Raw genomic sequence first — 25,257 nt, 5'->3', positions numbered from 1 at the left:
TCCCCAACGAAACAGGTATGAAGTGGTTTACGCAGTAGTGCGCGCCGGTGGGCGGCAGGAGAAGGTCGAGGTCGGCACGATCGTTCAGCTCGACCGTGTCAAGGCTGCCCAGGGCGAGAAGATCGAGCTGGCCGCAGTGCTGCTCGTCGACGGCGCCACGGTGACCACCGACGCTGACTCGCTGGCGAAGGTCAAGGTCACGGCTGAGGTCATCGGCAACCTCCGCGGCCCGAAGATCATCATCCAGAAGTACAAGAACAAGACCGGCTACAAGAAGCGCCAGGGCCACCGTCAGGAGCTCACGCGCGTCAAGATCACCGGCATCAAGTAAGCCCGAGGGGACTAGGACATGGCACATAAAAAGGGCGCAAGCTCAACCCGTAACGGTCGTGACTCCAACGCTCAGCGCCTCGGCGTGAAGCGCTTCGGCGGTCAGCAGGTCCTCGCCGGCGAGATCATCGTCCGTCAGCGCGGCACGCACTTCCACCCCGGCGTCAACGTCGGCCGTGGCGGCGACGACACGCTGTTCGCTCTGGCCGCCGGTGCGGTCCAGTTCGGCGCGAAGGGCGGCCGCAAGGTCGTCAACATCGTCGCCGCAGCTGAGTGATCACAGCGCGACACTAGATATCCGGTTCGGGGCGGGCTTCGGCTCGCCCCGTCCGTGTATCTGCCCTCCGAAAATGCACAGCAACCCAGAGGACTAGCAAATGGTCACGTTCGTCGACACCGTCACACTGCACCTGCGTGCGGGTAAGGGCGGCAACGGCTGCGTCTCCGTGCACCGCGAGAAGTTCAAGCCGCTCGGCGGACCCGACGGCGGCAACGGTGGTGACGGCGGCGACGTCGTGCTCGTCGCCGACCCGCAGACCGGCACGCTGCTCTCGTACCACCACTCGCCGCACCGTTCCTCGGGCAACGGCGGCCCCGGGATGGGCGACCACCGCTCCGGGTTCCTGGGCGAGACGCTCGAGCTGCCCGTCCCGGTCGGCACCGTGGTGAAGAACACCGCGGGCGAAGTCCTCATCGACATGATCATCCCCGGCGAGCGGTTCGTCGTCGCCAAGGGCGGCATGGGCGGGCTCGGCAATGCCGCCCTCGCCACCCCGAAGCGCAAGGCTCCCGGCTTCGCACTGCTCGGCACTCCCGGGCATGAGGGCGACATCGTCCTCGAGCTGAAGACGGTCGCCGACATCGCCCTCGTGGGGTATCCGTCCGCTGGTAAGTCGAGCCTGATCGGCGCGATCTCCGCCGCCCGGCCCAAGATCGCGGACTACCCGTTCACGACCCTCCACCCGAACCTCGGCGTGGTCCAGGTCGGCGACTTCCGCTACACGGTCGCCGACGTGCCAGGTCTCATCGAGGGTGCGAGCGAGGGCCGAGGGCTCGGTCTCGAATTCCTCCGCCATGTCGAGCGCTGCTCTGCACTGCTGCACGTGCTCGACTGCGCGACTCTGGAGCCCGGCCGCGACCCGATCTCCGACCTCGACGTCATCCTCGCCGAGCTCGGCGCCTACGAGGTTCCCGAGGGACAGACCCCGCTGCTGGAGCGCCCGCAATTCATCGCGCTGAACAAGATCGACGTGCCCGAGGCGCGCGATCTCGCCGAACTCGTGCGCCCCGACCTCGAGGCACGCGGATTCCGTGTGTTCGAGATCTCCACCGTCTCCCACGAGGGTCTGCGTCCGCTCACCTTCGCGCTGGGCGAGCTCGTCGAGAAGGCCCGTGCCGAAGCCGCGCTCGAGACGCCGCCCGAGCGCGTCGTCATCCGGCCGCGAGGTTCCAAGAAGGACTTCAGCATCCGGGTCGAGGGCGGCACCTACGGCAACGTCTACCGCATCATGGGCGAGAAGCCGGTCCGGTGGGTGCAGCAGACCGACTTCCAGAACGAAGAGGCCGTCGGCTATCTCGCCGATCGACTCGAGAAGCTCGGTGTCGAGGATGAGCTCTTCCGCCTCGGCGCGGTGCAGGGCTCGACCGTCGTGATCGGCGAGGGCGACAGCATCGTCTTCGACTGGGAGCCCACCATGACCTCGGCGGCGGAGTTGATGAGCGCGCCCCGCGGAACCGATCCGCGTCTCGCGCCGAATGCGCGCCGGACCACGTCGGAGCGACGCGAGCAGTACTACGAGCGCATGGATGCCAAGGCCGAAGCGCGTGCCGAGGTCGAGACGCAGCGTCTCGCCGCGTACCGCGAGGACGGCGAGTGACAGCACGCACCCGCGCGGATCTCCCCACCGCGTCCCGCATCGTCGTGAAGGTCGGATCCTCTTCGATCAGCGGAGAGTCGGCCTGGCGCATCCCCGTCATCGTCGAGGCTCTGGCGGCAGCGCATGCACGCGGAGCCGAGGTCGTGCTGGTGTCATCGGGTGCGATCGCCTCCGGCATCCCCTTCCTGCGCCTGGACGCGCGTCCGACCGACCTGGCGACCCAGCAGGCCGCGGCGGCTGTGGGGCAGAACATCCTGATGTACCGGTACCAGGAATCGCTTCGTCCCTTCGACATCGTCGCAGGTCAAGTGCTCCTCACGACGGGCGATCTCGAGAACCCGACGTCGCGCTCCAATGCCCGTCGCGCGATGGAGCGGCTGCTCGGTCTGCGCACCCTGCCGATCGTCAACGAGAACGATACGGTGGCGACGCAGGAGATCCGTTTCGGCGACAACGACCGGCTCGGTGCGCTCGTCGCTCAGCTGATCCAAGCCGACGTGCTCATCCTGCTCAGCGACATCGAGTCGCTGTACACGAAGCCCCCGACGGATCCCGGCGCCGAGCCGATCGACGTGGTGGCACCGGACGCCGACCTCACCGGTCTCGAGTTCGGGGCGACCGTCGTCAACAGCGTCGGGACCGGGGGAGCAGCCACCAAGGTCTCGGCCGCTCGTCTCGCCGCCGCATCCGGTATCGGTGTGCTCGTCACCAGCGCGGACCTCGTCGAACAGGCTCTCGCCGGTGCCGAAATCGGAACCTGGTTCGAGCCCGCCACCTCATAAACTGGGCGGATGACCGACCAGACCCCGCAGGTGCGTCTCGAGCGCGCCAAAGAGGCCTCCCGCGCTACCGCCTCGCTCACGAGCGACGATAAGGCGCGTGTGCTCGAGGCGATCGCCGTCGCCCTGCTCCAGGCCGCGCCGCGCATCATCGAGGCGAACGGGCGCGACATCACCCGCGGACGCGAGGATGGCATCGGCGACTCGCTGATCGACCGGTTGCGCCTCGACGAGAAGCGGGTGGCCGCCCTCGCCGCCGCCGTGCGCGAGGTTGCCGCACTCGCAGACCCGGTCGGGCGCGTGGTCGGGGGACACCGGATGCCGAACGGCGTCGCCCTCGAGCAGGTGCGGGTGCCTTTCGGGGTGGTCGGCGCCATCTACGAGGCCCGCCCGAACGTGACGGTCGACATCGCTGCGCTCGCACTGCGCTCGGGCAATGCCGTCGTGCTGCGCGGGGGGAGTGCCGCCCGCGAGTCGAACACCGTGCTCGTCGACGTCATGCGGCGTGCGGTCGAAGACGCCGGGCTGACCGCCGAGGCGATCCAGACCGTGGACGACTTCGGTCGCGAGGGGGCGAAGGCGCTCATGCACGGCCGCGGTCTCATCGATGTGCTGGTGCCGAGGGGGAGCGCCGGCCTCATCGAAGCCGTCGTGACGGAGTCGACAGTGCCCGTCATCGAGACCGGAGCGGGCAACGTCCACATCTTCCTCGACGAGACGGCCCCGGACGACTGGGCGAGCGACATCGTCGTGAACGCCAAGGTGCAGCGCCCGAGCGTGTGCAATGCGGTGGAGACCGTGCTGGTGCATCGTCAGGCGGCCCCGCGGCTCATCCCGCTGGTGGCCAGCGCACTGCAGAGCGAGGGTGTCGCGATCCACGGTGACGACATGGTCGCCGGCCTCGTCTCGAACGTCATCCCCGCTGTCGAGGAGGACTGGGAGACCGAGTACCTGAGCCTCGACATCGCGATCAAGGTCGTCGACTCCCTCGACGAGGCGCTCGATCACATCCGTCGGTACAGCACAGGCCATACCGAGTCGATCATCACGACAGACTCGCGCAACGCGGAGCGCTTCCTCGCGGAGGTGGATTCCGCCGTCGTGATGGTGAACACGTCCACCCGTTTCACCGACGGCGGTGAGTTCGGCTTCGGTGCGGAGGTCGGCATCTCGACCCAGAAGCTGCATGCCCGGGGGCCGATGGGCCTGTCCGAGCTGACCAGCACGAAATGGCTCGCGCGTGGGTCGGGGCAGACCCGCGGCTGAGGGCTAGACTGGGGGACGCTGTACCTCACAGGATCCCGAACAGCACGCCACGAAACGGAGTCAGGATGAACCTCGTCGCACAGATCGCGATGGCCGCTGCCGAAACCGAGCACCACGGCAACGTCGCGCTCGAAACGGTGATCTTCGGAGCCATCGCTGCGGTCGTGTTCGCCTTCCTCGGGCTGGTGACCTTCTCCTACAAGAACGTCGCCAATCGCCACTCGGCCAAGGCCGAGGCCTGGGCCGCGCAGCACGGCAAGGACGGCCACGAGGCGGGACACGGCCACTAGGCCCCCATGAACGACGCTGCGACCACGCGCACCCCGCGCATCGGCGTGATGGGCGGCACGTTCGACCCCATCCATCACGGCCACCTGGTCGCAGCCAGCGAGGTCGCGAACTCCTTCGACCTCGATGAGGTCGTCTTCGTGCCCACAGGGCACCCGTGGCAGAAGTCGGGCGTCTCGCCCAGCGAGCATCGCTATCTGATGACGGTGATCGCCACCGCCTCGAACCCCCAGTTCACGGTGAGCCGGGTCGACATCGACCGCGAGGGCCCCACCTACACGATCGACACGCTGCGCGATCTGAAGCGCGATCGACCGGATGCCGACCTCTTCTTCATCACGGGAGCCGACGCCGTAGCGCAAATTCTCAGTTGGAGGGACCATGATGAGTTGTGGGAGTTGGCCCACTTCGTCGCGGTCTCACGCCCCGGACATGTCCTGAGCACCGACGGCCTCCCGAGCGACAACGTCAGCCAACTGGAAGTGCCGGCGCTGTCGATCTCGTCGACGGACTGCCGTGAACGCGTTCGCGACGATCAGCCGGTCTGGTATCTGGTCCCTGATGGGGTCGTTCAGTACATCGCGAAGCATCATCTGTATCGGAGCAAGGCATGAGTACATCGGATCAGCAGGAGCAGGGTCCGCTGACGCGAAAGCAGCTGCGGGAGATCCGGCTGACGGGTTCGACCCCGGTCATCTCCAGCGAGGAGGCCGCTGCGGCGGCTGAGGCGGCACCCCCCGCGCCGCCACTGCCGCGCGCTGCCGACCCCGTGGAGGTCGCACCGGCACCGTCGGCGCCCGTCGTCGACGACGAGAGCGGCGACGCCCCGTTGACGCGTCGTCAGGCGCGCGAGCTGGAGAAGGTCCGCACGGCGTCTGTGCCCGTGATTGCTGCCGAGGGTGCCGCGGACGATTCCGACGACGTGGAGACCGATCACGACCCGGATGAGTCGACGTTCGAGGCGGCCCCTGTCGTCGCCGAGGGCCCGGCGGAGATCGCGCCGGACGTCCCGAACCCCTCCAGGAACGAAGAACCCGGCGACGACGACGACGATGACGTCGACGACGAGGTCTCCGTCGCGCCCGTGCGCGCATCCGTCGTCGCCGACTCGGTGGGCGAAGTGCCGCTGGACGCCGTCGAGGAGCCCGCAGAACAGGCCGCGGACGAAGACGACGTGGCCTCGGCTCTCGGTCTTGCTCCCGAGGTCGCCGACGACGACGCCGGTGACGCCGACGATGTGCTCGCCGACGTGGACGATGCCGATGACGACGATGTGACCGACGAGCGTCCCACCGTCAACTCCGCTTTCGGGGAGGGGCTCCTCGCTGATGCTCCCGACCCGCACGCCCCCTTCCGCCCGTCGTTCGACGAGCTGCTCACCGTGGGCGACTCCACCGGTTCGCAGCACTCCGCGCCGAACGCCCTGATCTTCACCCCCTCTCCGGGCGAGGGGTCCCTCTCGGGCCCCGTCGCATCCACCGGCGAGATCCTCGTGACCGGTTCCTACGAACTGCCGCAGGGTATGGGCTCGCAGGGCCATGCCCTCGGAACCACCGACGGCAAGGATGTCGACGCCGTTCTCATCGACGGCGAGCTTCCCCCCGCGTCGTCGCCTACGCCGATCGCCGCCAGCTCGGCGGTCAGCACCATCAAGCCCGCCGGCGAGGTGATCCGTCCGCCGGCGCCTGAGAAGGGCAACCGGCTGATGATCACCCTGGCGATCGTCGCCGGAGGCCTCGCCCTCGCTGTCGGTGTCGTCGTCATCATCGCCATCACCACGAATGTGTTCTGATGCAATCACCTGAAACTGCCGAAGAGATGCTGCGTCTCGCAGCACAAGCCGCCATCGACAAGGGCGGTGAAGACCTCGTCGCACTCAACGTCTCCGAGCCGCTGCCGCTCGTCGACATCTTCCTGCTCGTCACCGGAAACAGCGAGCGCAACGTCGCCGCCATCGCCGACGAGATCGAGGACCGGCTGATCGAGTCGGGCCACAAGCGCGTACGGCGCGAGGGACGCGCCGAGGCCCGATGGGTGCTCCTCGACTTCGGTGACCTGATCGTGCACGTCTTCCATCAGGAGGAGCGCGTCTACTACGGCCTCGAGCGCCTCTGGAAGGACTGCCCCGTCGTGCCGATCGACGTGGCAGAGCCCGCCGCCACAGACCCGAGCTGACATGCCCACGCACCTGATCACCGGTGCGGGTTCCGGCATCGGCGCAGTCCTCGCACGCCGTCTGCTGGACCGTGGCGATGACGTGGTGGTGCTGGCCCGCGACGCCGGACGCGCCAGACAGATCGCAGAGAGCCTTCCGGGAGCATCCGTCCTGGTCGCAGATCTGGCTCAGCCGGGTCGTCTGTCGTGGGCACTGTCGAAGCAGCACCTGCCCGACCGGATCGACTCGCTCGTGCACGTCGCCGGGGTCGTCGACCTCGGTGACGTGGCCGACCTCGCTCCCGCGTTGTGGGAACAGCAGCTGGCCGTGAACCTCGTCGCTCCTGCCGAGCTCACGCGCCTTCTTCTGCCCGTTCTGCGCGTGTCTCAGGGTCAGGTCGTGTTCGTGAACTCGGGGGCGGGACTGCGTGCCAACGCCGGGTGGGCGGCATATGCGGCGTCGAAGCACGGTCTCCGGGCCCTCGCCGACGCGCTGCGGGCCGAGGAGGCGGGCCACGGTGTGCGGGTGACGTCGATCTACCCCGGGCGCACCGCCACTCCGATGCAGGAGCGTGTGCACCAGCAAGAGGGACAGGACTACGACGCCGGTCGCTTCATCACGCCCGATGCCGTCGTCACGACGATCCTCACCGCCCTCGATCTTCCGCGCGACGCGGAGATCACCGACCTCACAGTGCGTCCGGGCCGCTGAGCCGGGGGCTCAACGGACTCGTTCCGCCCCGCCTTCCGGGCGAAAACCTCGACGGCACCCTCCGCGCGTGGTGTCAAGGGGCTTCCCCGGCCGTCGTCCGTGGCGCACTCTCTATGGAGAGAGAGTCCTGGAGGGCCCCACATGTCTGAACTTCCGGATCCGCGTTTCATGCTGAATCGCATCACGACCTCGGAGTGGGTGATCAACGACCTTCGTTACTCGCCCAACGATCCTCGCCACGTGGTCGCATGCGTGTACGAGCTCGCCGACACCGAAGTCGAAGTGACCTGGTTGCGCGACCTGCCACTCGCCACCCGATATGGGACGGCTTTCGAGGTGCTCGAGGATGTCGAGCGGATGCGTGGCTCGAGCAGAGCCACACGTCCGATCTCCATTCCGCACCGGCCGCCGCTGATGGCGACCTAGCCGATCGGGCGGCTCCGACCGCCACGGAGAAGCGCACCCCACGAGCAGCGTGGGGTGCGCTTCTGCGTCTCCGCGGCGTCGACCAGCCGAGCGGGAGCCACCGGTCGGAGCAGAGGAGCTGCCGATCAGAGGAGCTGCCGATCAGAGCAGCTGCAGGTCGGTGATGCAGGTCCGGTCATCCGGCGACGTGGTCGACAGAGGCACGGTCCCGGTGAGGCCCTCGCTCTCGATGGTCAGCGTGGCGTCGACGTCTCGGGGCACCCAGATGCCGATGAAGCCGTTGTCTTGAGTGCGCCGCTTCTCGTCGACGAGCCCCGTTCCGTCATCCGCGGTGACGATGACCCGTACCTCGGTGTCGGAGAGTTCGCCGAGGCACGTCGTAAGGCTGTGGAAGTGGCACTCGTGCGTCTGCTCGCGGAACGGTGCGATCGAGACGTACACCGAGTCTTCGGGCATCGGCAGTCGGCTTTCCCGGCCGTTCTCGTCACGCAGCACGAGCGCATCGGGTTGCACGGATGCGAGCAGATCGTCCGGTCGATCCGTGACGGGCATCGCGTCGAGTCGCTCGATCACCTCTTCGACGTCGAGTCCCGCGAGATCATGCGATGCGAGCAGTTCCTGCGCTGCCGCCATCGAATCGCCGTCGGCGGTGGGGGTGAGCGCGGCGCATCCGGCCAGGGCGATGCCGGCGACGGCCAGTGCGGCGAGCGCTGCAGACAGCTTCCCTCGTCCCGTCGACGGGGAAGAAGCGGGCAAGGTGTGTGGGGCGGTGTGGTTCATGGTGTGGTCCTTCGGGGGAAGCGGGGCCGGTGCCGGTCGAGATGCGGCGGCACCGGCCCCGAACGGGTCAGAGAGCGGAGAGGAGGTCCTTCATCTCCTGGATCTCGCCTGTCTGCGCGTCGATGATCCTCTGGGCGAGTTCGACCGCTTCCGGGTCGCTCCCATCGTCGACCTGCGTCTGCGCCATCTCGACGGCGCCCTCGTGGTGCACGATCATCTGCTCGAGGAACAGCCGAGACGCTTCGGGACCATCCGCATCTCGCAGCTCGGTGAGGTCGTCTTCGCTCATCATCCCGTCGCCATGGTCCATCCCGCTCGCGTCACGATCGTCCGAGCCGACGCCCCACTCGTCCAACCAGCCCTCGAGCTGTTCGATCTCCGGGCCCTGAGCAGCCTTGATCCGCTGGGCGAGCGCGGTCACGGCGGGGTCGATCCCGCTCGCGGCGAGCACGATGTCGCTCATCTCGATCGCCTGCTCGTGGTGGACGATCATCATCGACGCGAACATGACGTCGGCATCGTCGACTCCGGCGGACGGCGACGACGCGCCGTGGTCCATGCCGGGCATGGCTCCGTCGTCGGGGCCGTCCGCACAGCCGGACAGCATGAGGACGGCGGACAGGGCGAGTGCGGCCGTTGCCGCAACACGAATCTTCATGGGTGTTCTCCAATACGCAAAGTCGTTGCGCGCACGCCGGACGGCGCGCGCATGTGTGTGAGAGGCGGGGAGCCGGGCGCGAGAGCGCAGGCTCCGGGCTGCTCAGGTTCGACTGATGCAGAGAACGTGGAGTGAGGGGGCGCGGGCGAGGAGTCGTGCCCTGACGCTGTCGGTGAAAGGCGGCCGGAACATCGCTCCCGACCAGCGACGAAGCGCAGCGGGTGCGATGAGGAGCAGGAGGGCGAGCAGAAGCGCGAGCACGCACATCATCGCCATGCCGGCGTGGTCGTCGGTGCCGCAGCCCGCGCAGGAGGTATCTGCCGCGCTCGTGGAGCTTCCGGACGGGTGGGCCTGCGGCTGTGCGTGTGCGGGTGCGTGCGCCTGAACCTGGGCTGTGCCGTGATGCGTGGATGCGGGTTCACTCACGGACATCGCCACCGTCGCCGGAGCGTCGGCCGCTGCGGTCCCGTGCAGATTCACGGTGTGCATGCCGAGCAGCCCGACGATGATCGCGGCGACGAGCAGCACGCCCGCCAAGACGCCCCGGAAGATGCTCGATGAGCCTCTTCCGTTCCGCGTTGCCGCCACCGGTGCCATGAGAGCAAGTCTAGGCGGGGAGAGCCGAGGTGACCGAGATGGCAACTGCGGCGGGGACGTGCTCAGACGTCGCTCTCGTCGTCCTCATCCGCCCCTGCCGCGACACGGTCGGCCTCGGCGCTGTCGACGAGCGCGTCATCGACATCCGCGTCGAGCACGCGGTCGCCGTCGACGTCTCTGGTCGGCACGCCGGCTGGGTCATCATCGTGGGGGATCGGAGGCACCGGAGGAATGACGGGGTTCGACATGATCGCATCCTTTCGTCGAGGTGCGTTCACGGTAGAACGGGCAGTGGGCGAGCTGAATCGGGTTGACGCGCGCGACGACGCGCGCTAATGCGAGCGGTGCAGCGTCCTCAGCCCCCGGCGGATCGGGGGTGGGGGTGATACACCGACTGGGCCTCGACGGCGGCGGTGGCGAAATCACCGTCGCCGTTGATGACGTGCCCGCGCGCCACCGCTACCCCGGTGGCGCGCCCTCGGCCCTTGAGCACGGCACCGCGGAGATCGGGATCGGCTTCGCGGTGGCTTCCCCCGCCGGTGAGTGCGACGTTCACCGCGCTGATGTCGCCGAGGATCTGCGATCCGTCCTCCAGCGTGGATGCTCCCGCGACGTCGATCGTTCCCCGGAGCCGGACCCGGTTTCCGACCGTGATCGTCGCATCGGGACGATTGGCGAGGAGAGCGACCGCGTGCGGGCCGAACTCGTTGGTGTCACCGATGTCCACACGTCCGCCGCCGGTCGCGTCGATGCGGGTGCCCTCGAAGAAGCGGTTGTCGTCACCGATGCGGAGGGAGGAGGGGACGGCGTCGATCCGGACGTTCGGGTAGAACACGTTGCCCGTGCCGATGTGCGCGTGATCGGAGATCAGAGCGGAGTACGGGTCGAGGAAGACGTTGTCGTCGTCCGCGATGAGGCGGCTCACCGTGCGGTATCCCTGGAGCGCGCGGGCTCGGTCCGCGTAGGTGAGGGGTGTCTCCGCCATGAGGCCTCCTGGTCGCATCTGCCGGGCAGTCGTTTCCGTGCCCGCACCGCCACCGCCGCCCGAGACGAAGAAAGCCCCCGGAGAACCGGGGGCTTTTTCTGTGGACCTGAGGGGACTCGAACCCCTGACCCCCTGCATGCCATGCAGGTGCGCTACCAGCTGCGCCACAGGCCCAGACGCTGTTCCGAACCAGCCGGAGCAACTTGAAAAGAGTACTACACGAATCGACGCGAGCACCAATCGGAGCGGGCATCCCGGGCGCGTCATCGCGGGGAGCGCGGTGCGGAGGGCAGCGTGGAGGAACAAGCCCGTGGTGCGGGGCGTTGAAACCGGCGTGAGCATCCTCGACAGTCTGGTGATCGGCGCAGGGCAGGCCGGCCTCTCGGCATCTTTCCACCTCTCGAGGCTGGGCATCTCGCATGTGGTCCTCGACGCCGACGAGCAGCCCGGGGGTGCCTGGCAGCATCGCTGGGACGCGCTGACGATGCGTGACGTGCACGGAGTCGCGGAGCTGCCGGGCACCCCTCCGCCCCGTGACGGTGCGCGCGCCAACGAGGCCGTGCCGGCATACTTCGCCGACTACGAGAAGAAGCACGCCCTCCCTGTGGTCCGCCCCGTGCATGTCGATCGGGTGGAGGACCAGGACGGGTTGCTCGTCGTCCGGGCCGGCGAAGGAGAGTGGATGACCCGCACCCTCGTGAATGCGACCGGCACCTGGTCGCACCCGTTCCTCCCGCATTTCCCCGGCATGGAGACATTCGTCGGCGAGCAGCTGCACACCGTCGACTATCCGGGACCGGAGCACTTCGTCGGCAAACGGGTGCTCGTGGTCGGCGGGGGCGCCTCCGCCGTGCAGTTCCTCGGTGCGCTCGCGCCGATCACCGACACGCTGTGGGTCACCCGCCGTGAGCCGGTGTGGCGCAACGACGATTTCACTCCGGAGGCGGGAGCTGCCGCTGTCGCTCTCGTGGAGCAGCGCGTCGCCGCCGGGCTTCCTCCGGAGAGCGTGGTCAGCGTCACCGGGCTCATGCTCCGCCCGCAGGAGCGGGAGGCGGAGCGCCTGGGCGCCTACGCCGACCGGCGTCCGTTGTTCGAGCGGATCGAGCCCGACGGCGTGCGCTGGGCCGACGGCAGCTTCGAGCAGGTCGACGTCATCCTGTGGGCCACGGGTTTTCGCCCCGCGATCGGTCACCTGGCCCCGCTGCATCTGCGCAGCGCCGCCGGGGGCATCCAGCTCGACCGGAACGGACGGGGAACGACTGCCGTCGTCGATCCCCGCGTGCAGTTGGTCGGCTACGGGCCGTCGGCGAGCACGATCGGCGCGAATCGGGCCGGTCGCTCGGCGGCGAAGGGGGTGCAGCGGGCGTTGCAGTCCGCGGACGTGCGGGTCACCAGCGGTTGAGCACCTCTTCTGCGAAGCCCTCGATGCCGTCGACGTGCACGCGCGTCCCGGTGTCATCGAGCACCCAACCCGACCAGATGCCGAACAGCTGATCCGTCGTGCTCGAGATCACCAGCGCGTTCGTGCGCGAGTGCTTGTCGTAGAACGGGGTGAACGTGAGGTCGGCGCTCGTCCCGTGCACATGCCACGGGCGCATGAAGCGCTGAGGGTCGTAGTCCCATACGAGCTCTTCACTGATCTTCGACAGGCGCCCGTCGACGAGAAGCGCGTTCTCGGTCGCTCCCGAGCCGTCGGTCCACTTCGAGCCGAGCTGCAGACCGATGACGCGGCCGTCGACGGCACCGCCCGCCGCAGCCCAGTTCCAGTGCACACGGTAGGGCCAGCGGCCGCGTCCGTGGTCGAGCACCGCCCAGCTGCCCGCGGGCACGTCGTGCGTGACGCCGTCGACGGTCACGCTTCCGGTGGTCGGGCGCGCCACATCCTTCACCGTGTACTGGAAGCGGGGGATGTCTCCACCCTGCCGCCACGGCACGACGACGCCGAGGGACTCGTGACCGGCGGGACGCCCGGCGAGCAGGTCGAGCGACACGCGGGGAGCGGTGCCGCGCAGACGGGTTCCGTCGAACGTCTCGTCGATGTCGATGGTGATCCGACGGGTGCGTGCTCGTGCCGGGCCCGCACCCAGAGAGCTCGGCAGCGTCGCGCTGCGACCTCCTGGCGAGATCACCGTCGTGCCGATGTCGTCACCGGTCGCACGATCGAGCACCCACACCTCGTGCAGCGCCATGTAGTCGACGCACGAGACCGTGAAGGCGATGATGTGCGACGGCGTCATCACATTCCAGTACTCCCACCGTTTGTTGCGCCCCCAGTGCCCGCGGCCGGGAATGCCCGAGGTGTCGTGAACGGGGGTTCGCGACCAACCCAGAGCATCGCGGTTCAGCGCGCCGTCGGGTGTGGTGAGCGACACGTGCGCGGTGATCTCGCGCTCGATCAGCGGTGTGGGCATCGTCGTCCTGCTGTCGGAAGGGACACCGTCTCGGGTCGGCGTCGTTGACCCGAGTGTAGAGGACGGGGTCTCGAACGATGCGGGACCCGGTACAGAACCTGTGTTCGGGAGGGAATCGGCGCCTGGATACCCTGAGTGCATGCTCCGCATCGTGTTCATCGTCGTCTGGCTGGTGCTGTCCGCCTGGCTCGTCATCTGGGCCGGGGAAGGTCTGTTCGGAGTCGACCAGAGACAGTCGATCCTTCCCTTCTCCGGCGAGGACACCCTCGGCGCCCCGATCATCATCGGCGTCGCCTGGGGGCTGCTGCTGACCTTCGGAGGGATGCTGTCGGGCCTCGGACGCCGCAAGACGGTCCGTGGAGAGGCGCAGATCGGCGTGGGCACGATCGTCGAGGTCGACCGGACCGGTCTGACCGTCAACGACGTGCCGCAGTACGACCTGTTCATCCGGGTCACCCCGAGCGCAGCAGAGGAGTTCATCGCACAGCTGCGGATGCTGGTCGAGCCCTCGGAGATCTCGAGCCTGCAGGTCGGGCTCCCCGTCCCGGTGCGATACAGCCTCACGGACCAGGACACCGTGGAACTCGCGGACCTGACGGATCCTTCGGTGCGCGACGCGATGCTGCAGTGGCGCATCGAGCGGGGGCTGATCGATCCGTCGCAGGTGCGGGCGCGCACGAGCGGGATCCCGGTGACGGCGTCCGTGCTCGAGGTGCGGCCCACCGGACGACGCCGTGAGGGGCAGAGCGAGCTCGCCCTGCGCGTGCTGATGGCGCCGGAGGGGGCGGCGACCTGGGAGGCCGACACCACCGTCTTCGTGTATCCGCAGGCCATCCCGTATCTGCAGGTCGGATCGCCCGTGTGGGCGTTCTACCGGCGTGAGGACCCGCAGACCGTCGCGGTGACGATCGAGAAGGAGGCGGGGCGATGAACCCGATGGACACCCTCATCTGGTTGGTGAACTTCCCGGCGTCGCACGGATACGCGATGGTGTTCATCGCCGGGTTCTCCATCCTCGGCCTGTTCGCGCTCTCCGCGCGGGGCGCTCTGCCCGGAGGAGAGCTGCGGGCGATCCGCGAGCGGGAGGGCCTGCTGCGGCCGGATCAGCGACCGCGCGGCCAGGCCTGGGGAGGGATCGTGCGCATCGCCGCGCGGCTGCTGGCATTCCTCATGCTCGCGTCCCTGGTGATCGGCATCCTCAGCCTGACCGGCGTACCCGTCACCCGCGCGTACATCTACGACAACGGTCGACCGACGGCGGCGACGCTCGACGGGGACTGGGTCACCTTCACGACGGCCGAGGGGGTCGAGTACACGCTGGAGAGCAACTTCTTCACTCCCGCCGTGTATCCCGACCGCGACGCCTACATCCCCGGAGGGGAGCTGATCGTCGTGCGCTACCTCCCCGGGCACCCGCAGGCCTTCGTGATCGACAGCGACCAGACCCCGCGCTGAGGTACGCGAGGGCGCGTAGGGTGAAGGCATGTCGCGAATCATCGTCTTCGGCGGCCACGGCCGTATCGCCCTTCTGCTCGCGCCGCTTCTCGTCACCCGGGGAGATGAGGTGACGGGGGTGATCCGCAACCCCGATCATTCCGCCGATGTCGAAGCCGGCGGCGCGAAAGCGCTGGTCGCCGATGTCGAGAGCATGGACGTCGAGGCGCTCGCCGAGATCATCCGCGGCCATGACGCCGTCGTCTGGTCGGCCGGTGCCGGCGGTGGATCGGCGGAGCGCACCTACGCGGTCGACCGCGATGCCGCGCAGCGCTCCATGGACGCGGCCGAACGCGCGGGCGTCCGGCGGTACGTGATGGTGTCATGGCTCGGTTCCACGGCAGATCACGGTGTTCCGCAGGATGACTCCTTCTTCCCCTACGCAGACGCCAAGTGGGCCGCAGACGAACACCTGCGCGGTACGGGCCTCGAGGGCACGATCCTCGCGCCGGGCACGCTCACCTTCGATGAGCCGACCGGCCGCATCCAGATCGATCCGGACGGTCGGGGTGCGGTGTCTCGCGCCGATGTCGCCGCCGTGATTACGGCCTCGCTGCACGAGCCGTGCACGGTCGGTCGGACGATCCGCTTCGGCAACGGCAACGGCAACGGCAACGGCGACCTCGACTCCGCGGTGCCGATCGCCGAGGCGCTGTCCTGCTGATCCCCTCCGCACCGCATCCACGACCGTGAAGTCTCGACACCGGGGATGGGCGGCCGGCGTACTCGCGCTCGCCGCGGCCGTGGGGCTCTGCGTTTCCTCGACCGCCTCGGCATCGGTCACGACCCCGACATCGCCTTCAGCCGCGCGCAGCCCCGAGACCACCGCGCCGAGCACAGGGCCGGAGAGGTTCGCCGAACCCGCGGAAGCACTGGTGCGGGAGATGACCGTCGCGGAACGGGCGTCGACAGTGGTCATGGGACACGTGGCGGGCACCGATCCGGCAGCGCTCCGCGCATACATGGAGTCGGGGCTGGGTGGTTTCATCCTCATGGGTGCCAACATCCCAGCCTCCGAAGCCGAACTGCAGGAACTCACCGCCGCGCTGACCGTCGACACCTCCCTGCCACCCCTCATCGCCGTCGACCAGGAGGGCGGCCTGGTCTCGCGAGTGAACGGCGACGACTACGCCGCCTCCACCACGCTGAAGGGGCTCCCGGCCGAGGAGACGTCCGCGGCGTTCGCTGCACGAGGTTCTCTGGTGGCGCGGGCGGGGATCACCGTGAACTTCGGCACCGTGGCCGACTACACGGCCGACCCCGCCTCGTTCATCCACGGACGTGCGCTCGGCACCGATCCCGATGCTGCGGCGGAGCGGGTGGCAGCGGCGACCACGGCGCAGGAGCAGTTCGTCGCCTCGACGCTCAAGCACTTCCCCGGCCACGGCGCGGCGCCGGGAGACTCGCACCGTGCGATTCCGAGCACGACCATGGGACTGGACGAATGGCGCGCCACCGCAGCCGTCCCGTTCGCGGCCGGTATCGACGCCGGGGCGTCCCTGCTGATGTACGGGCATCTGGCCTACACGGCCGTCGATCCGCTGCCGGCGTCTCTCTCGCCGACCTGGCATGAGATCGCGAGGGACGAGCTCGGGTTCGAGGGAGTGGCCGTGACCGACGACCTCGGCATGCTCCTGTCCTCAGGGGACCCGGCCTACGCCGACCCGGTCGCGAACGGCGTGACGGCGATCGCCGCGGGGAACGATCTGGTGCTGATGATCGCGGGTTCCGATGCGCAGACGGCCGGATCGATGGTGGCGGGCATCGCCGCGGCGGTCGATGCGGGAACCCTTCCCGCCGAGCGGCTCGAGGACGCGGCCACTCGGGTCGTCGCGCTGCGCATGCAGATCGCCGCGGCAACGGCCGGGTGGTCTCTCTGCGGCGACTGCGAGCCGGTGGGCTGACGCTCAGGCCGCCTCGCGCGCTCCGTCGCCGAGCCACGCGTTCAGCAGCGCGACTCGAAGCGCGATGCCACGATCGGCGAAGCCTCGCTGCCGGCGGACGTACTCGGCCTTGCCCTCGGGCGTTTCGATGGGTACCGGCACCACATCCCAGGCCGCGAGGTCGTAGGGTGCGGCCTGCATGTCGAGAAGACGGATATCGCGAGCGAGCTCGAAAGCATCGAGGAGGAGCTCCCCCGGGATCAGTGGCCCGAGCTTCGTCGCCCACTTGTACAGGTCCATTCCCGCGTGCAGGCAACCGGGCTGTTCGAACAGGGGCTGCTCGTCGCGGCTCAAGGACGTGCGGTTGCGGGGGACCGCCTCGGGGGTGAAGAAGCGGAACGCATCGAAGTGAGTGCAGCGCAGATCGTGGTTCTCGACGACGGCATCGGTGCCCGCCTGCCCCAGCCGCAACGGGACCGCGTGACGGTGCTCGTCTGCGCGGTACACCATCGCCCACTCGTGCAGTCCGAAACAGCCGAACTGCCCGGGGCGTGATGCCGTGCGGCGGAGCATCTTCTCGATGAGCCCCGCCAACTCCGCCTTCTCCCTGCCGAAAGCAGCGGCATCCGGAACGGTGCTTCCCGCAGACCGTCCGGGGGAGTACCAGCGCCAGTCGAGACGTTCCGCGGCCTCGTCGAGCTCGACACCGGCACCGGGATGCCAGCGACGCAGCTGTGCGGGCTTGTACGAGTAGTAGGTGAAGAGGAAGTCCCACACCGGATGCTTCTCGGCTCGGGTCGCCCGGTCGCGGTGCGCGGCCGTGAGCACATCGGCACGTTCGCGGTGCGCCGCTTCGCGGAGGAGCCAGTCCTGACGGGCGATGATCATGTCAGTGCAGGATGCCGGCTTCGCCGAGCAGGTCGCGAAGGCCGGCGCCGTCCTCGGCACTCACCCACGGGGCAGTCCCCTCGGAATGCGGCTCGTGGCCGGCCCGCCCACCGGCGAGCACAGCTTCGGCAGGGAGGAGGCGACGGATCGCGACACCCGCGACGGAGTCGGGGTACTCGTCCATGAACTGACTGTAGATCGACTCGTCGTGCTGGCCGTCGTCGCCGATCAGCAGCCATTTGACCTCGGGGAACTCGGTCGCGAGGCGGCGCAGGTTCGTCAGCTTGTGCTCACGCCCGCTGCGGAACCAGCGCTCATGCGTCGGGCCCCAGTCGGTCAGGAGCATGGAACCGGCGGGGAAGAGATGACGGCCGAGGAACCGCCACAGGGTGGGGGCGACGTTCCAGGCGCCGGTGGAGAGATAGACCATCGGCGCGCCCGGGTGCTGGCGCAGCAGCTGGTCGAGGAGCACGGCCATCCCCGGCACGGGAAGACGTGCGTGCTCGTCGAGTACGAAGGAGTTCCAGAACGCGATGAAGGGACGAGGCAGCGCCGTCACCATCACGGTGTCATCGACGTCCGACACGACGCCGAACGAGGTGCCCTCGGCCACGATGAACGCCCGTGCCTCGACAGGCTCCTGCCCCTCGACGGAGAACGTGAAGGTCTGCCACCCGGGCTCCAGGTCGACACGGATCATGGCATCGATCACGCCCCCGCGGTCGGCCGCCACCTGATGCGTGGTGTCACCGAGATGCACGCTCACGGCGGCGAAGCCCACGGGGATGCCGACGAAGCTGCGCCATCCGCGCACGCTTGCGGGCTCACCGTCTCGCGTGCGACGCTGCGGCGGCACGATCAGCACCCGGCCGACGACACGGACCCAGCCGGGACCGCCGTATCCGGGGAAGGGAAGGATCGTCGCGACACGGCCGCGACGGCGCGCACGACCTTCACGCCAGACATGGAGGCGGTGTTCGAGTCGGGCGAACCAGTGGATCCGGGGGGCTGGGGGAGCCGATGCCATTGGCTCAGTCTTTCACGTCGGCGTCGGCCTCCGCCTCCGGGGCCTCCAGGTGACGGGCCTCGATGCGCTGCAGCAGCTTCTTCCCGAGGAACGCCAGGAGCAGGAACAGTGCGATCACACCGACGAAGATGTACCCCGCGAAGTGCACGCGATCCACCAGTTCGCGGAAGCTGCCGGCGGCCAGCGACGTGACGCTCACGTACGCGGTGGCCCAGAGGACGCAGGCAGGAGCCGTCCACGCCAGGAACTTGCGGTACGGGTACTCGCTCATGCCGACGGTGAGGGGAACGAGGGAGTGCAGCACGGGGAGGAAGCGGGAGAGGAAGATCGCGATGCCCCCGCGGCGCTCGAGATAGTTCTCGGCACGCACCCAGTTGTGCTCCCCGATCCTGCGCCCCAGCCACGACACCCGGATGTGCGGGCCCAGCCATCGTCCCAACCAGAAGCCGATGCTCTCGCCGATCAGTGCGCCGATGACGACAGCGACACCCATCGCGATGCCCTCCAGAGGAGTGGCCACACCCATGGAGGCGATGATGACGATCGTGTCACCGGGAACGATGAGGCCGATCAGGATGCTCGTCTCCAGCATCACGGCGAGCCCGGCGATGAGCGTGCGGGCGACCGGGTCGATCGACTGCACGGTGTCGAGGAGCCAGATCAGGAGGTCGTCCACCCCATGAGGATACGGGAGCCACCCGGTCCTAGGCTGGAAAGGTGCCCGAACAGCTGAGTGCTCGACCGCTTCCCGCCTGGGTGGAGCCGGCAGAGGTCTTCGGGATGCTCGAACCCCGCGCGCACGATCTGTTCTGGCTCGACGCCGGAGCCGACGCCACGACGGGGTGGAGCTTCGTCGGGACGGGGGAGCGTTCGACCCTTCCGCGAGAAGTGCGCCTCGATGTCACCCCCACCGATCCCGAGCTGCCGCCGTTCACCGGGGGATGGGTGGGCTGGCTCGACTACGAGAGCGGTGCCGCCGTGGCCGGGGCGCCGGTGGACGGCTCCACAGGAGAGAAGGGCGGCTCCTGGCTGCGCGCCACCCGTGTCGTCGCCTTCGACCACACCTTGCGGCGCGCGTGGGCACTCAGCACGGATGAGGAGCTGGGGGGCTGGGCGGCCACGATCATCGGTGAGGCGCGACGACCGGGTGGCGAGCACCCGCCTGCCGCCGCACCCCCGACACGTGTCGCCCTGGCCCGACACGACCCGCGTGAGTACGCCGCACTCATCGAACGCTGCCGCGACCTCATCCGCGCAGGCACCGCCTACCAGCTGTGCCTGACCACACGCTTCACCGTGCCCGGTAGCCACGACCCCGTCGACGTCTACCGTCGGCTCCGCACCGCGACCCCGGCACATCATGGCGGATTCGTGCGGATCGGCGACCGCACCCTGTTGAGTGCCAGCCCGGAGCAGTTCCTCCATGCCGCAGGGGGAGTCATCCGCACCCGCCCCATCAAAGGCACCAGGCCCCGAAGCGCCGACCCCGTCGAAGACGCCGCGCTCGCCGCAGAGCTCGCGATGGACCGGAAGGAGCGCGCCGAGAACGTCATGATCGTCGACCTGATGCGCAATGACCTCTCGCGGGTGTGCGAGCCCGGGAGCATCCGCGTCGAGGGGCTCTGGGTCGTGGAGAGCTATCCCGCCGTGCACCAGCTCGTGAGCACGGTGAGCGGTGTCGCGGCCGAGGGGACGACGGTCGAGAGCCTGTTGGAGGCGGCCTTTCCCGCCGGGAGCATGACCGGCGCTCCGAAGCTCTCGGCGATGACCCGGCTGCACGAACTGGAGGGTGGGCCACGCGGTGTGTACGCCGGGTGCTTCGGCTACATCGGCTCCGACGGGACCCTCGATCTGGCGATGGTGATCCGCAGCATCCTGATCGAGGCGGAGCACGCCGTCGTCGGGGCCGGCGGAGGGATCACCTGGGGCTCAGTCGCCGCATCGGAGGTGGCTGAGGTCGCGACCAAGGCCCGGGCGCCTCTCGCCGCGCTCGGCGCCGGAATGCCTGCCCTCTGGCGTTCCGATATCCTGAACTGATCCCGCTTTTTCCTTCAGATTGGTCGTGCGTTCGTTGTCTGAGAACCTGTCCACCGCTCCTGCCGACGACGAGACCCCGTCGGCGCACGCCATCCAGAACAAGTGGCAGAAGTACTGGGCGGAGAACGGCACGTTCCTCACGGGCGGCGACGACGACACCCGCCCCCGGCGGTACGTGCTCGCGATGTTCCCGTACCCCTCGGGCGACCTGCACATGGGGCACGCCGAGAACTACCTCTACTCCGACATCGTGGCCCGCTTCTGGCGTCACCGCGGGCACAACGTGCTCAACCCGATCGGCTGGGACTCCTTCGGTCTGCCCGCTGAGAACGCCGCGATCCGGCAGGGGGCAGACCCGCGCGACTGGACCTACCAGAACATCGCGCAGCAGAAGGTCGGATTCGAACAGTACGGCGTCTCGTTCGACTGGAGCCGTGTACTGCACACGTCCGACCCCGAGTACTACCACTGGAACCAGTGGCTGTTCCTGAAGCTGTACGAGCGCGGGCTCGCCTACCGCAAGAAGAGCCCGGTCAACTGGTGCCCGAACGACCAGACGGTGCTGGCGAACGAGCAGGTCGTCGACGGACGCTGCGATCGCTGCGGTGCCGAGGTCATCAAGAAGAAGCTCACGCAGTGGTACTTCCGGATCACCGACTATGCGGACCGTCTGCTCGACGATCTGAACCAGCTCGAGGGATTCTGGCCGCACAAGGTGCTGCAGATGCAGCGCAACTGGATCGGCCGCTCCGTGGGCGCCGACGTGGACTTCCTGATCGAGGGGCGCGAGGAGCCGGTGACGGTGTTCTCGACGCGCCCTGACACGCTGCATGGCGCGACGTTCTTCGTAGTCGCACCGGATTCCGACCTGGCTTCGGAGCTCGCGGCCGATGCTCCTGACGAGGTGCGCCAGCGCTTCCAGACGTACCTGGAGCAGGTGCAGAAGGAGACCGACATCGATCGGCAGTCCACGGACCGTCCGAAGACCGGTGTCTTCCTCGAGCGCTACGCGATCAACCCCGTCAACGGCGAGAAGCTGCCGGTGTGGGCCGCGGACTACGTGCTGGCCGACTACGGTCACGGTGCGGTGATGGCGGTTCCCGCGCACGATCAGCGCGACCTGGACTTCGCCCGTGCGTTCGACCTGCCCGTCAAGGTGGTCGTCGACACCACGGCTCCCGTCACCGGCGCGATGCCCGTGATCGAGGTCGACGAAGAGGGTGTGCCGATCGACACCGGCGCCGCGCTCGAGGAGCAGAGCCCCGCCACCACGGGTGTCGCGCTCACGGGCGAGGGCCGCATGATCAACTCCGGTGCGCTGAACGGACTCTCCAAGCGCAATGCCATCGCGCGGGCGATCGAGCAGCTGGAGGCGACCGGAACCGGCCGTGCCGCCAAGAACTACCGTCTGCGCGACTGGCTCATCTCGCGCCAGCGGTTCTGGGGCACGCCGATCCCGATGCTGCACGCCGAAGACGGCAGCATCATCCCGGTTCCCGAGGACAAGCTCCCCGTGAAGCTGCCGAGCGTCGAAGGACTCGACCTCAAGCCCAAGGGCACGTCGCCTCTGGGTGGAGCCGAGAGCTGGGTGCGCACGACCGACCCGCAGACGGGCGACCCCGTGCTGCGCGACCCCGACACGATGGACACGTTCGTCGACAGCTCGTGGTACTTCCTGCGGTTCCTCTCACCGAACAGCGAGACCGTGGCATTCGATCCCGCTCAGGCATCGCGCTGGGCGCCGGTCGACTCGTACATCGGCGGCGTCGAGCACGCCATCTTGCACCTGCTGTACGCGCGCTTCATCACGAAGGTCCTGTTCGACATGGGGCTGATCGACTTCACCGAGCCTTTCTCGAACCTGATCAACCAGGGCATGGTGCTGCTCGACGGGCAGAAGATGTCCAAGAGCAAGGGAAATCTGGTGCTGTTCCAGGAGGAGCTCGACGCCCACGGCGCCGACGCCCTGCGCGTGGGGCTGGCGTTCGCCGGTCCTGTGGAGGACGACAAGGACTGGGCCGACGTCTCGACGACCGGCGCCCAGAAGTTCCTGGCACGCGCGATGCGCATCGCCGGCGAGGTATCCAGCCCGGTCGACGTGGTCTTCGACGGCGGCGACTCCGCCCTGCGCCGTGCGACCCACAAGCTGCTGTCCGAAGCGCCCGCACTGGTCGAGCAGACGAAGTTCAACGTGCTGGTCGCGCGCCTGATGGAGCTCGTGAACATCACCCGCAAGACGATCGACGGTGCCGCCGGTGCGGCTGACCCCGCCGTCCGCGAGGCGGCGGAGACGATCGCCGTGATGCTCGACCTCATCGCTCCGCACACGGCGGAGGAGATGTGGGAGATCCTCGGCCACGAGCCTTCCGTCGGCCTGGTGACGTGGCGCTCCGCCGACCCGGCGCTGCTGATCGAGGACACCATCACCGCCGTCGTGCAGGTGGGCGGCAAGGTGCGCGCCCAGCTCGAGGTCTCCGCCCGTATCGGCGAGTCCGAGCTCGAGGCCCTGGCACGCGCCGACGAGCGCGTGATCCGGTCGATCGGCGACCGCGAGATCGTGAAGGTCGTCGTGCGCGCTCCGAAGATCGTGAGCTTCGTCGTCAAGGGCTGATCGCCTTCTCCTCGGAGGACGATCCGGTCGGGGATCCTGCAGAGTCCGCAGGGTCCCCGATCTCATTCGTGACGTGCCGGCGATCCGGTGCGGTGGGTTCGTCGTATTCTCTCGGCCAGGGCGACGAGAACGATCGGCACCGTGACGCCGAGGACCGCCCCGAGCGCGATGTCGTGGAGGTAGTGCACGCCCTCCGCGACGCGGCCGACCGCGACCACTGCGGCGAGCACCATCGCCGACCAGGTGAGCCAGGACCGACCGACAGTCAGGGCGATGGCTGCGGCGGCACCGAACGCGAGCGTGGCGTGATTCGACGGCAGTGACCAGTCTCCCGGTGGCGGGCACTCGGTGGCGATCGCCCACACCGAGCACGGGCGCTCCTGGGCGAAGACGAGCTTTCCGCCCTCGCTCAGGAGGTACGCGAGGGCGACGCCTACCGCGGCCATCACGATCTGCGGTCGGCGATCCGGATGAGTCCACCAGGCGCGTCCGAGGGTTACGGCGGTGATCGCGGCGAGCAGCATCAGTCCGGCGTCGGAGATCAGCTCGATCCCGGGCACACCCGAGGTCGCCGAAAGGAGCCACCGCGTGCCGAGCACGCTCAGGCTGCCGGGTACCGGAATCGACAGCAGGAGGACCGCGAACCCGGTCGTGATGATCAAGGGCAGGACGCTGCGCACGGACAGACGGGTCGAGGGCATGATTCCGAACGTATGAGGTCGACGCCTGAAGAGCATCCGTCCGGAGATGTAGCCGCGTCGCTCCTGTGGTGTAGATGTGGTGAGGCCCAGGACCTTCTTCTGCACGGTGTGCGGTCTCAGGCGCTTGTCCACCGCTGCGGGCCGAGGCACCGGCCCGGGCCGAGCGGCGCGCCTAACGTGGCCGGATGGCATCTCCCCAGGCACCCCTCCCGCCTCGGCGTCGACTGCGCCTGAGCATCGGTGCGGCGGTGGTGCTGGCGCTCGTCGTGCTGTCAGCTGCCGTGGGGCTGGGCATCATGCGGGGGCAGGCTGCGCCTGTCGAATCGGTGCCGCTGACGGACACGGGTACGGGAACTGGCCCAGGCTCAGGATCTGGGCCCGAGTCGACCGGTGAGCTCTACGTGCACGTTCTGGGCGCTGTCGAGAAGCCAGGGCTCTACGTGCTCGATCTCGATGCCCGGCTCGTCGATGCGCTGGCGGCTGCGGGCGGGACGACCGCCGACGCCGACCTGACCGCGGTCAATCTCGCACGGGTACTCGAAGACGGGGAACAGATCGTCGTACCGGCAGCCGGCGCACTGGTCGGTGCTCCAGGCGGAGCGGCACCGCCACCGGGCGATGACCGGATCGACCTCAACGCCGCCGATCAGGCCGCGTTGGAGACGCTCCCGCGCATCGGTCCGGCACTTGCGGAGCGGATCATCGCCTGGCGGGAGGAAAACGGTCGGTTCACGTCGATCGACGACCTTCTCGCCGTGCCCGGGATCGGGGAGAAGCTGCTCGCGGGTATGCGTGACGGGGTGCGGGTCTGAGGCCCTGGCGATGCGCGGAGCCACGTCCTCGCCAACCACCGACGTGCACTCTCCAGTAGCCGCAAGCTCAGCGACAGGCGTAGGGGGGAAGCGCGCATCAGCGGCGACTCCCGCCCTGTGCGCGACGACGTGTGGGAGGCATTGGCGGCAAGGTTCGATCTCTGCACCGGTGGCTATTCGTTTGAGGTTGTCCGCAGCTGCCGGGATTGCTGCGACGTGTGGTCGGTGCACGCTCGTAGCGTGGCGGGATGTCGCAGCCAGGAATCCGCACGGAGAATCCTCGACCGCGCGGGAAGCCCCGTGATCTGCGACTGCTGCCGTTGGTCGTAGCGGTATGGGCGGGGGCCCTGCTGTGCGTCTTCGTCCCGCGGTGTTCGTGGTGGGTGGTGGGTGGCTGCGCCGCCGGCGCGGTGGTGATGATGCTCGCGACACGTCGTGGACCAGCTCGGCGGTTTCTCGGCGGGGGAGGCCTCGTCGTGGTGATTCTCGCCGCGATGGCAGCCACCGGCCTTACCGTCGCCCTCGCCCTCCCCACGCGCGA

The 25,257-nt window shown here is 68.6% G+C and carries 29 protein-coding genes, 1 tRNA gene and 1 pseudogene; 20 read left to right on the top strand and 11 right to left on the bottom strand.

Translation table 11 applies throughout. The features are described from left to right. Window positions 1–22 precede the first annotated feature (22 nt). The 11 genes from rplU to ACFVWL_RS17255 all read left to right on the top strand — a co-directional run bounded on the left by rplU (window position 23) and on the right by ACFVWL_RS17255 (window position 7,832). On the top strand, window positions 23–331 hold the full coding sequence (gene rplU, locus ACFVWL_RS17305) for a 50S ribosomal protein L21 (RefSeq protein WP_028501602.1): 309 nt from the start codon (window positions 23–25) through the stop codon (window positions 329–331). An 18-nt stretch (window positions 332–349) separates the two neighbouring features. Continuing rightward, window positions 350–607: a 50S ribosomal protein L27 gene (gene rpmA / locus ACFVWL_RS17300; RefSeq protein ID WP_028501603.1), complete on the top strand. Its 258-nt coding sequence runs from the start codon at window positions 350–352 to the stop codon at window positions 605–607. A gap of 100 nt (window positions 608–707) precedes the next feature. Then, window positions 708–2,207 carry a GTPase ObgE gene (gene obgE, locus ACFVWL_RS17295; protein WP_387185432.1) on the top strand — a complete coding sequence of 500 codons (1,500 nt, stop codon included), beginning with the start codon at window positions 708–710 and terminating at the stop codon, window positions 2,205–2,207. Next, entirely contained in the window at window positions 2,204–2,989 is a 786-nt protein-coding gene (gene proB / locus ACFVWL_RS17290) for a glutamate 5-kinase (protein ID WP_387185430.1), read from the top strand. Before obgE ends, proB begins: the two co-directional genes overlap by 4 nt. Before the next feature lie 9 nt (window positions 2,990–2,998). After that, window positions 2,999–4,252: a glutamate-5-semialdehyde dehydrogenase gene (locus ACFVWL_RS17285; RefSeq protein ID WP_387185428.1), complete on the top strand. Its 1,254-nt coding sequence runs from the start codon at window positions 2,999–3,001 to the stop codon at window positions 4,250–4,252. 65 nt (window positions 4,253–4,317) lie between these two features. After that, entirely contained in the window at window positions 4,318–4,542 is a 225-nt protein-coding gene (locus ACFVWL_RS17280; RefSeq protein ID WP_021198522.1) for a hypothetical protein, read from the top strand. Between the two features lie 6 nt (window positions 4,543–4,548). Next, window positions 4,549–5,154 (top strand): nicotinate-nucleotide adenylyltransferase, encoded by a 606-nt coding sequence (gene nadD, locus ACFVWL_RS17275; RefSeq protein ID WP_387185425.1) that lies wholly within the window; start codon window positions 4,549–4,551, stop codon window positions 5,152–5,154. Continuing rightward, entirely contained in the window at window positions 5,151–6,332 is a 1,182-nt protein-coding gene (locus tag ACFVWL_RS17270) for a hypothetical protein (protein WP_387185423.1), read from the top strand. The genes nadD and ACFVWL_RS17270 overlap by 4 nt, the downstream gene beginning before the upstream one ends. Then, window positions 6,332–6,715 carry a ribosome silencing factor gene (gene rsfS / locus ACFVWL_RS17265; RefSeq protein ID WP_387185420.1) on the top strand — a complete coding sequence of 128 codons (384 nt, stop codon included), beginning with the start codon at window positions 6,332–6,334 and terminating at the stop codon, window positions 6,713–6,715. The genes ACFVWL_RS17270 and rsfS overlap by 1 nt, the downstream gene beginning before the upstream one ends. Before the next feature lies 1 nt (window position 6,716). Next, window positions 6,717–7,406 (top strand): SDR family oxidoreductase, encoded by a 690-nt coding sequence (locus tag ACFVWL_RS17260; RefSeq protein ID WP_387185417.1) that lies wholly within the window; start codon window positions 6,717–6,719, stop codon window positions 7,404–7,406. 141 nt (window positions 7,407–7,547) lie between these two features. Beyond that, window positions 7,548–7,832, top strand: coding sequence for a hypothetical protein (locus tag ACFVWL_RS17255; RefSeq protein WP_387185414.1), 285 nt, complete (start codon window positions 7,548–7,550; stop codon window positions 7,830–7,832). Between the two features lie 141 nt (window positions 7,833–7,973). On the opposite strand, the gene ACFVWL_RS17250 is transcribed toward ACFVWL_RS17255, so the two are convergent. The 6 genes from ACFVWL_RS17250 to ACFVWL_RS17225 all read right to left on the bottom strand — a co-directional run bounded on the left by ACFVWL_RS17250 (window position 7,974) and on the right by ACFVWL_RS17225 (window position 11,026). Further along, a complete protein-coding gene (locus tag ACFVWL_RS17250; RefSeq protein WP_387185411.1) occupies window positions 7,974–8,612 on the bottom strand; it encodes a CueP family metal-binding protein in 639 nt (212 codons plus the stop codon). 67 nt (window positions 8,613–8,679) lie between these two features. Beyond that, a complete protein-coding gene (locus ACFVWL_RS17245) occupies window positions 8,680–9,270 on the bottom strand; it encodes a DUF305 domain-containing protein (RefSeq protein WP_387185408.1) in 591 nt (196 codons plus the stop codon). Window positions 9,271–9,372: 102 nt separating this feature from the next. Beyond that, a complete protein-coding gene (locus tag ACFVWL_RS17240) occupies window positions 9,373–9,867 on the bottom strand; it encodes a hypothetical protein (RefSeq protein ID WP_387185405.1) in 495 nt (164 codons plus the stop codon). Window positions 9,868–9,929: 62 nt separating this feature from the next. Then, window positions 9,930–10,115, bottom strand: a complete 186-nt coding sequence (locus ACFVWL_RS17235) for a hypothetical protein (protein WP_387185403.1) — start codon at window positions 10,113–10,115, stop codon at window positions 9,930–9,932. A 107-nt stretch (window positions 10,116–10,222) separates the two neighbouring features. Beyond that, a complete protein-coding gene (locus ACFVWL_RS17230) occupies window positions 10,223–10,852 on the bottom strand; it encodes a hypothetical protein (protein ID WP_387185400.1) in 630 nt (209 codons plus the stop codon). A 101-nt stretch (window positions 10,853–10,953) separates the two neighbouring features. Then, a tRNA-Ala gene (locus ACFVWL_RS17225) sits at window positions 10,954–11,026 on the bottom strand. Between the two features lie 160 nt (window positions 11,027–11,186). On the opposite strand from ACFVWL_RS17225, the gene ACFVWL_RS17220 reads away from it, so the two are divergent. Then, window positions 11,187–12,254, top strand: coding sequence for an NAD(P)-binding domain-containing protein (locus tag ACFVWL_RS17220; protein ID WP_387185397.1), 1,068 nt, complete (start codon window positions 11,187–11,189; stop codon window positions 12,252–12,254). Here ACFVWL_RS17220 and ACFVWL_RS17215 read toward each other — a convergent pair. Then, entirely contained in the window at window positions 12,241–13,263 is a 1,023-nt protein-coding gene (locus tag ACFVWL_RS17215; RefSeq protein ID WP_387185394.1) for a DUF2804 domain-containing protein, read from the bottom strand. The genes ACFVWL_RS17220 and ACFVWL_RS17215 overlap by 14 nt on opposite strands. Before the next feature lie 139 nt (window positions 13,264–13,402). Between ACFVWL_RS17215 and ACFVWL_RS17210 the strand changes: the two genes are divergently transcribed. The 4 genes from ACFVWL_RS17210 to ACFVWL_RS17195 are packed head-to-tail and all read left to right on the top strand — an operon-like array spanning window position 13,403 to window position 16,661. Then, the gene (locus tag ACFVWL_RS17210; RefSeq protein ID WP_387185392.1) at window positions 13,403–14,194 is read left to right on the top strand and encodes a hypothetical protein; all 792 of its coding nucleotides are present in this window, start codon (window positions 13,403–13,405) and stop codon (window positions 14,192–14,194) included. Beyond that, window positions 14,191–14,718, top strand: a complete 528-nt coding sequence (locus ACFVWL_RS17205; RefSeq protein WP_387185389.1) for a hypothetical protein — start codon at window positions 14,191–14,193, stop codon at window positions 14,716–14,718. Before ACFVWL_RS17210 ends, ACFVWL_RS17205 begins: the two co-directional genes overlap by 4 nt. A 28-nt stretch (window positions 14,719–14,746) precedes the next feature. Further along, window positions 14,747–15,421, top strand: coding sequence for an SDR family oxidoreductase (locus ACFVWL_RS17200; protein ID WP_387185386.1), 675 nt, complete (start codon window positions 14,747–14,749; stop codon window positions 15,419–15,421). 25 nt (window positions 15,422–15,446) lie between these two features. Next, window positions 15,447–16,661 (top strand): glycoside hydrolase family 3 N-terminal domain-containing protein, encoded by a 1,215-nt coding sequence (locus ACFVWL_RS17195; protein ID WP_387185384.1) that lies wholly within the window; start codon window positions 15,447–15,449, stop codon window positions 16,659–16,661. Between the two features lie 3 nt (window positions 16,662–16,664). Here ACFVWL_RS17195 and ACFVWL_RS17190 read toward each other — a convergent pair whose 3' ends face one another. The 3 genes from ACFVWL_RS17190 to ACFVWL_RS17180 are packed head-to-tail and all read right to left on the bottom strand — an operon-like array spanning window position 16,665 to window position 19,231. Next, window positions 16,665–17,528, bottom strand: a complete 864-nt coding sequence (locus ACFVWL_RS17190; RefSeq protein ID WP_387185381.1) for a 3-methyladenine DNA glycosylase — start codon at window positions 17,526–17,528, stop codon at window positions 16,665–16,667. A 1-nt stretch (window position 17,529) separates the two neighbouring features. Then, window positions 17,530–18,555, bottom strand: a complete 1,026-nt coding sequence (locus ACFVWL_RS17185; protein ID WP_387185378.1) for an App1 family protein — start codon at window positions 18,553–18,555, stop codon at window positions 17,530–17,532. A gap of 4 nt (window positions 18,556–18,559) precedes the next feature. Further along, the gene (locus ACFVWL_RS17180) at window positions 18,560–19,231 is read right to left on the bottom strand and encodes a DedA family protein (protein ID WP_387185376.1); all 672 of its coding nucleotides are present in this window, start codon (window positions 19,229–19,231) and stop codon (window positions 18,560–18,562) included. Between the two features lie 41 nt (window positions 19,232–19,272). Between ACFVWL_RS17180 and ACFVWL_RS17175 the strand changes: the two genes are divergently transcribed. Continuing rightward, on the top strand, window positions 19,273–20,592 hold the full coding sequence (locus ACFVWL_RS17175; RefSeq protein WP_387185374.1) for an anthranilate synthase component I family protein: 1,320 nt from the start codon (window positions 19,273–19,275) through the stop codon (window positions 20,590–20,592). 34 nt (window positions 20,593–20,626) lie between these two features. Further along, window positions 20,627–23,203: a leucine--tRNA ligase gene (gene leuS, locus ACFVWL_RS17170; RefSeq protein WP_387185872.1), complete on the top strand. Its 2,577-nt coding sequence runs from the start codon at window positions 20,627–20,629 to the stop codon at window positions 23,201–23,203. A gap of 62 nt (window positions 23,204–23,265) precedes the next feature. Here the strand turns inward: leuS and ACFVWL_RS17165 are convergent, their stop codons facing one another. Next, the gene (locus ACFVWL_RS17165) at window positions 23,266–23,904 is read right to left on the bottom strand and encodes a phosphatase PAP2 family protein (RefSeq protein ID WP_387185371.1); all 639 of its coding nucleotides are present in this window, start codon (window positions 23,902–23,904) and stop codon (window positions 23,266–23,268) included. A 185-nt stretch (window positions 23,905–24,089) separates the two neighbouring features. Between ACFVWL_RS17165 and ACFVWL_RS17160 the strand changes: the two genes are divergently transcribed. Further along, window positions 24,090–24,716: a ComEA family DNA-binding protein gene (locus ACFVWL_RS17160; RefSeq protein ID WP_387185368.1), complete on the top strand. Its 627-nt coding sequence runs from the start codon at window positions 24,090–24,092 to the stop codon at window positions 24,714–24,716. 248 nt (window positions 24,717–24,964) lie between these two features. Then, window positions 24,965–25,257 (top strand): annotated as a pseudogene (locus ACFVWL_RS17155) (hypothetical protein); the annotation flags it as partial.

Source organism: Microbacterium sp. NPDC058269 (assembly GCF_042881445.1).
Classification (GTDB): Bacteria; Actinomycetota; Actinomycetes; order Actinomycetales; family Microbacteriaceae; genus Microbacterium.
This window is presented reverse-complemented; position numbering and strand designations above follow the sequence as displayed.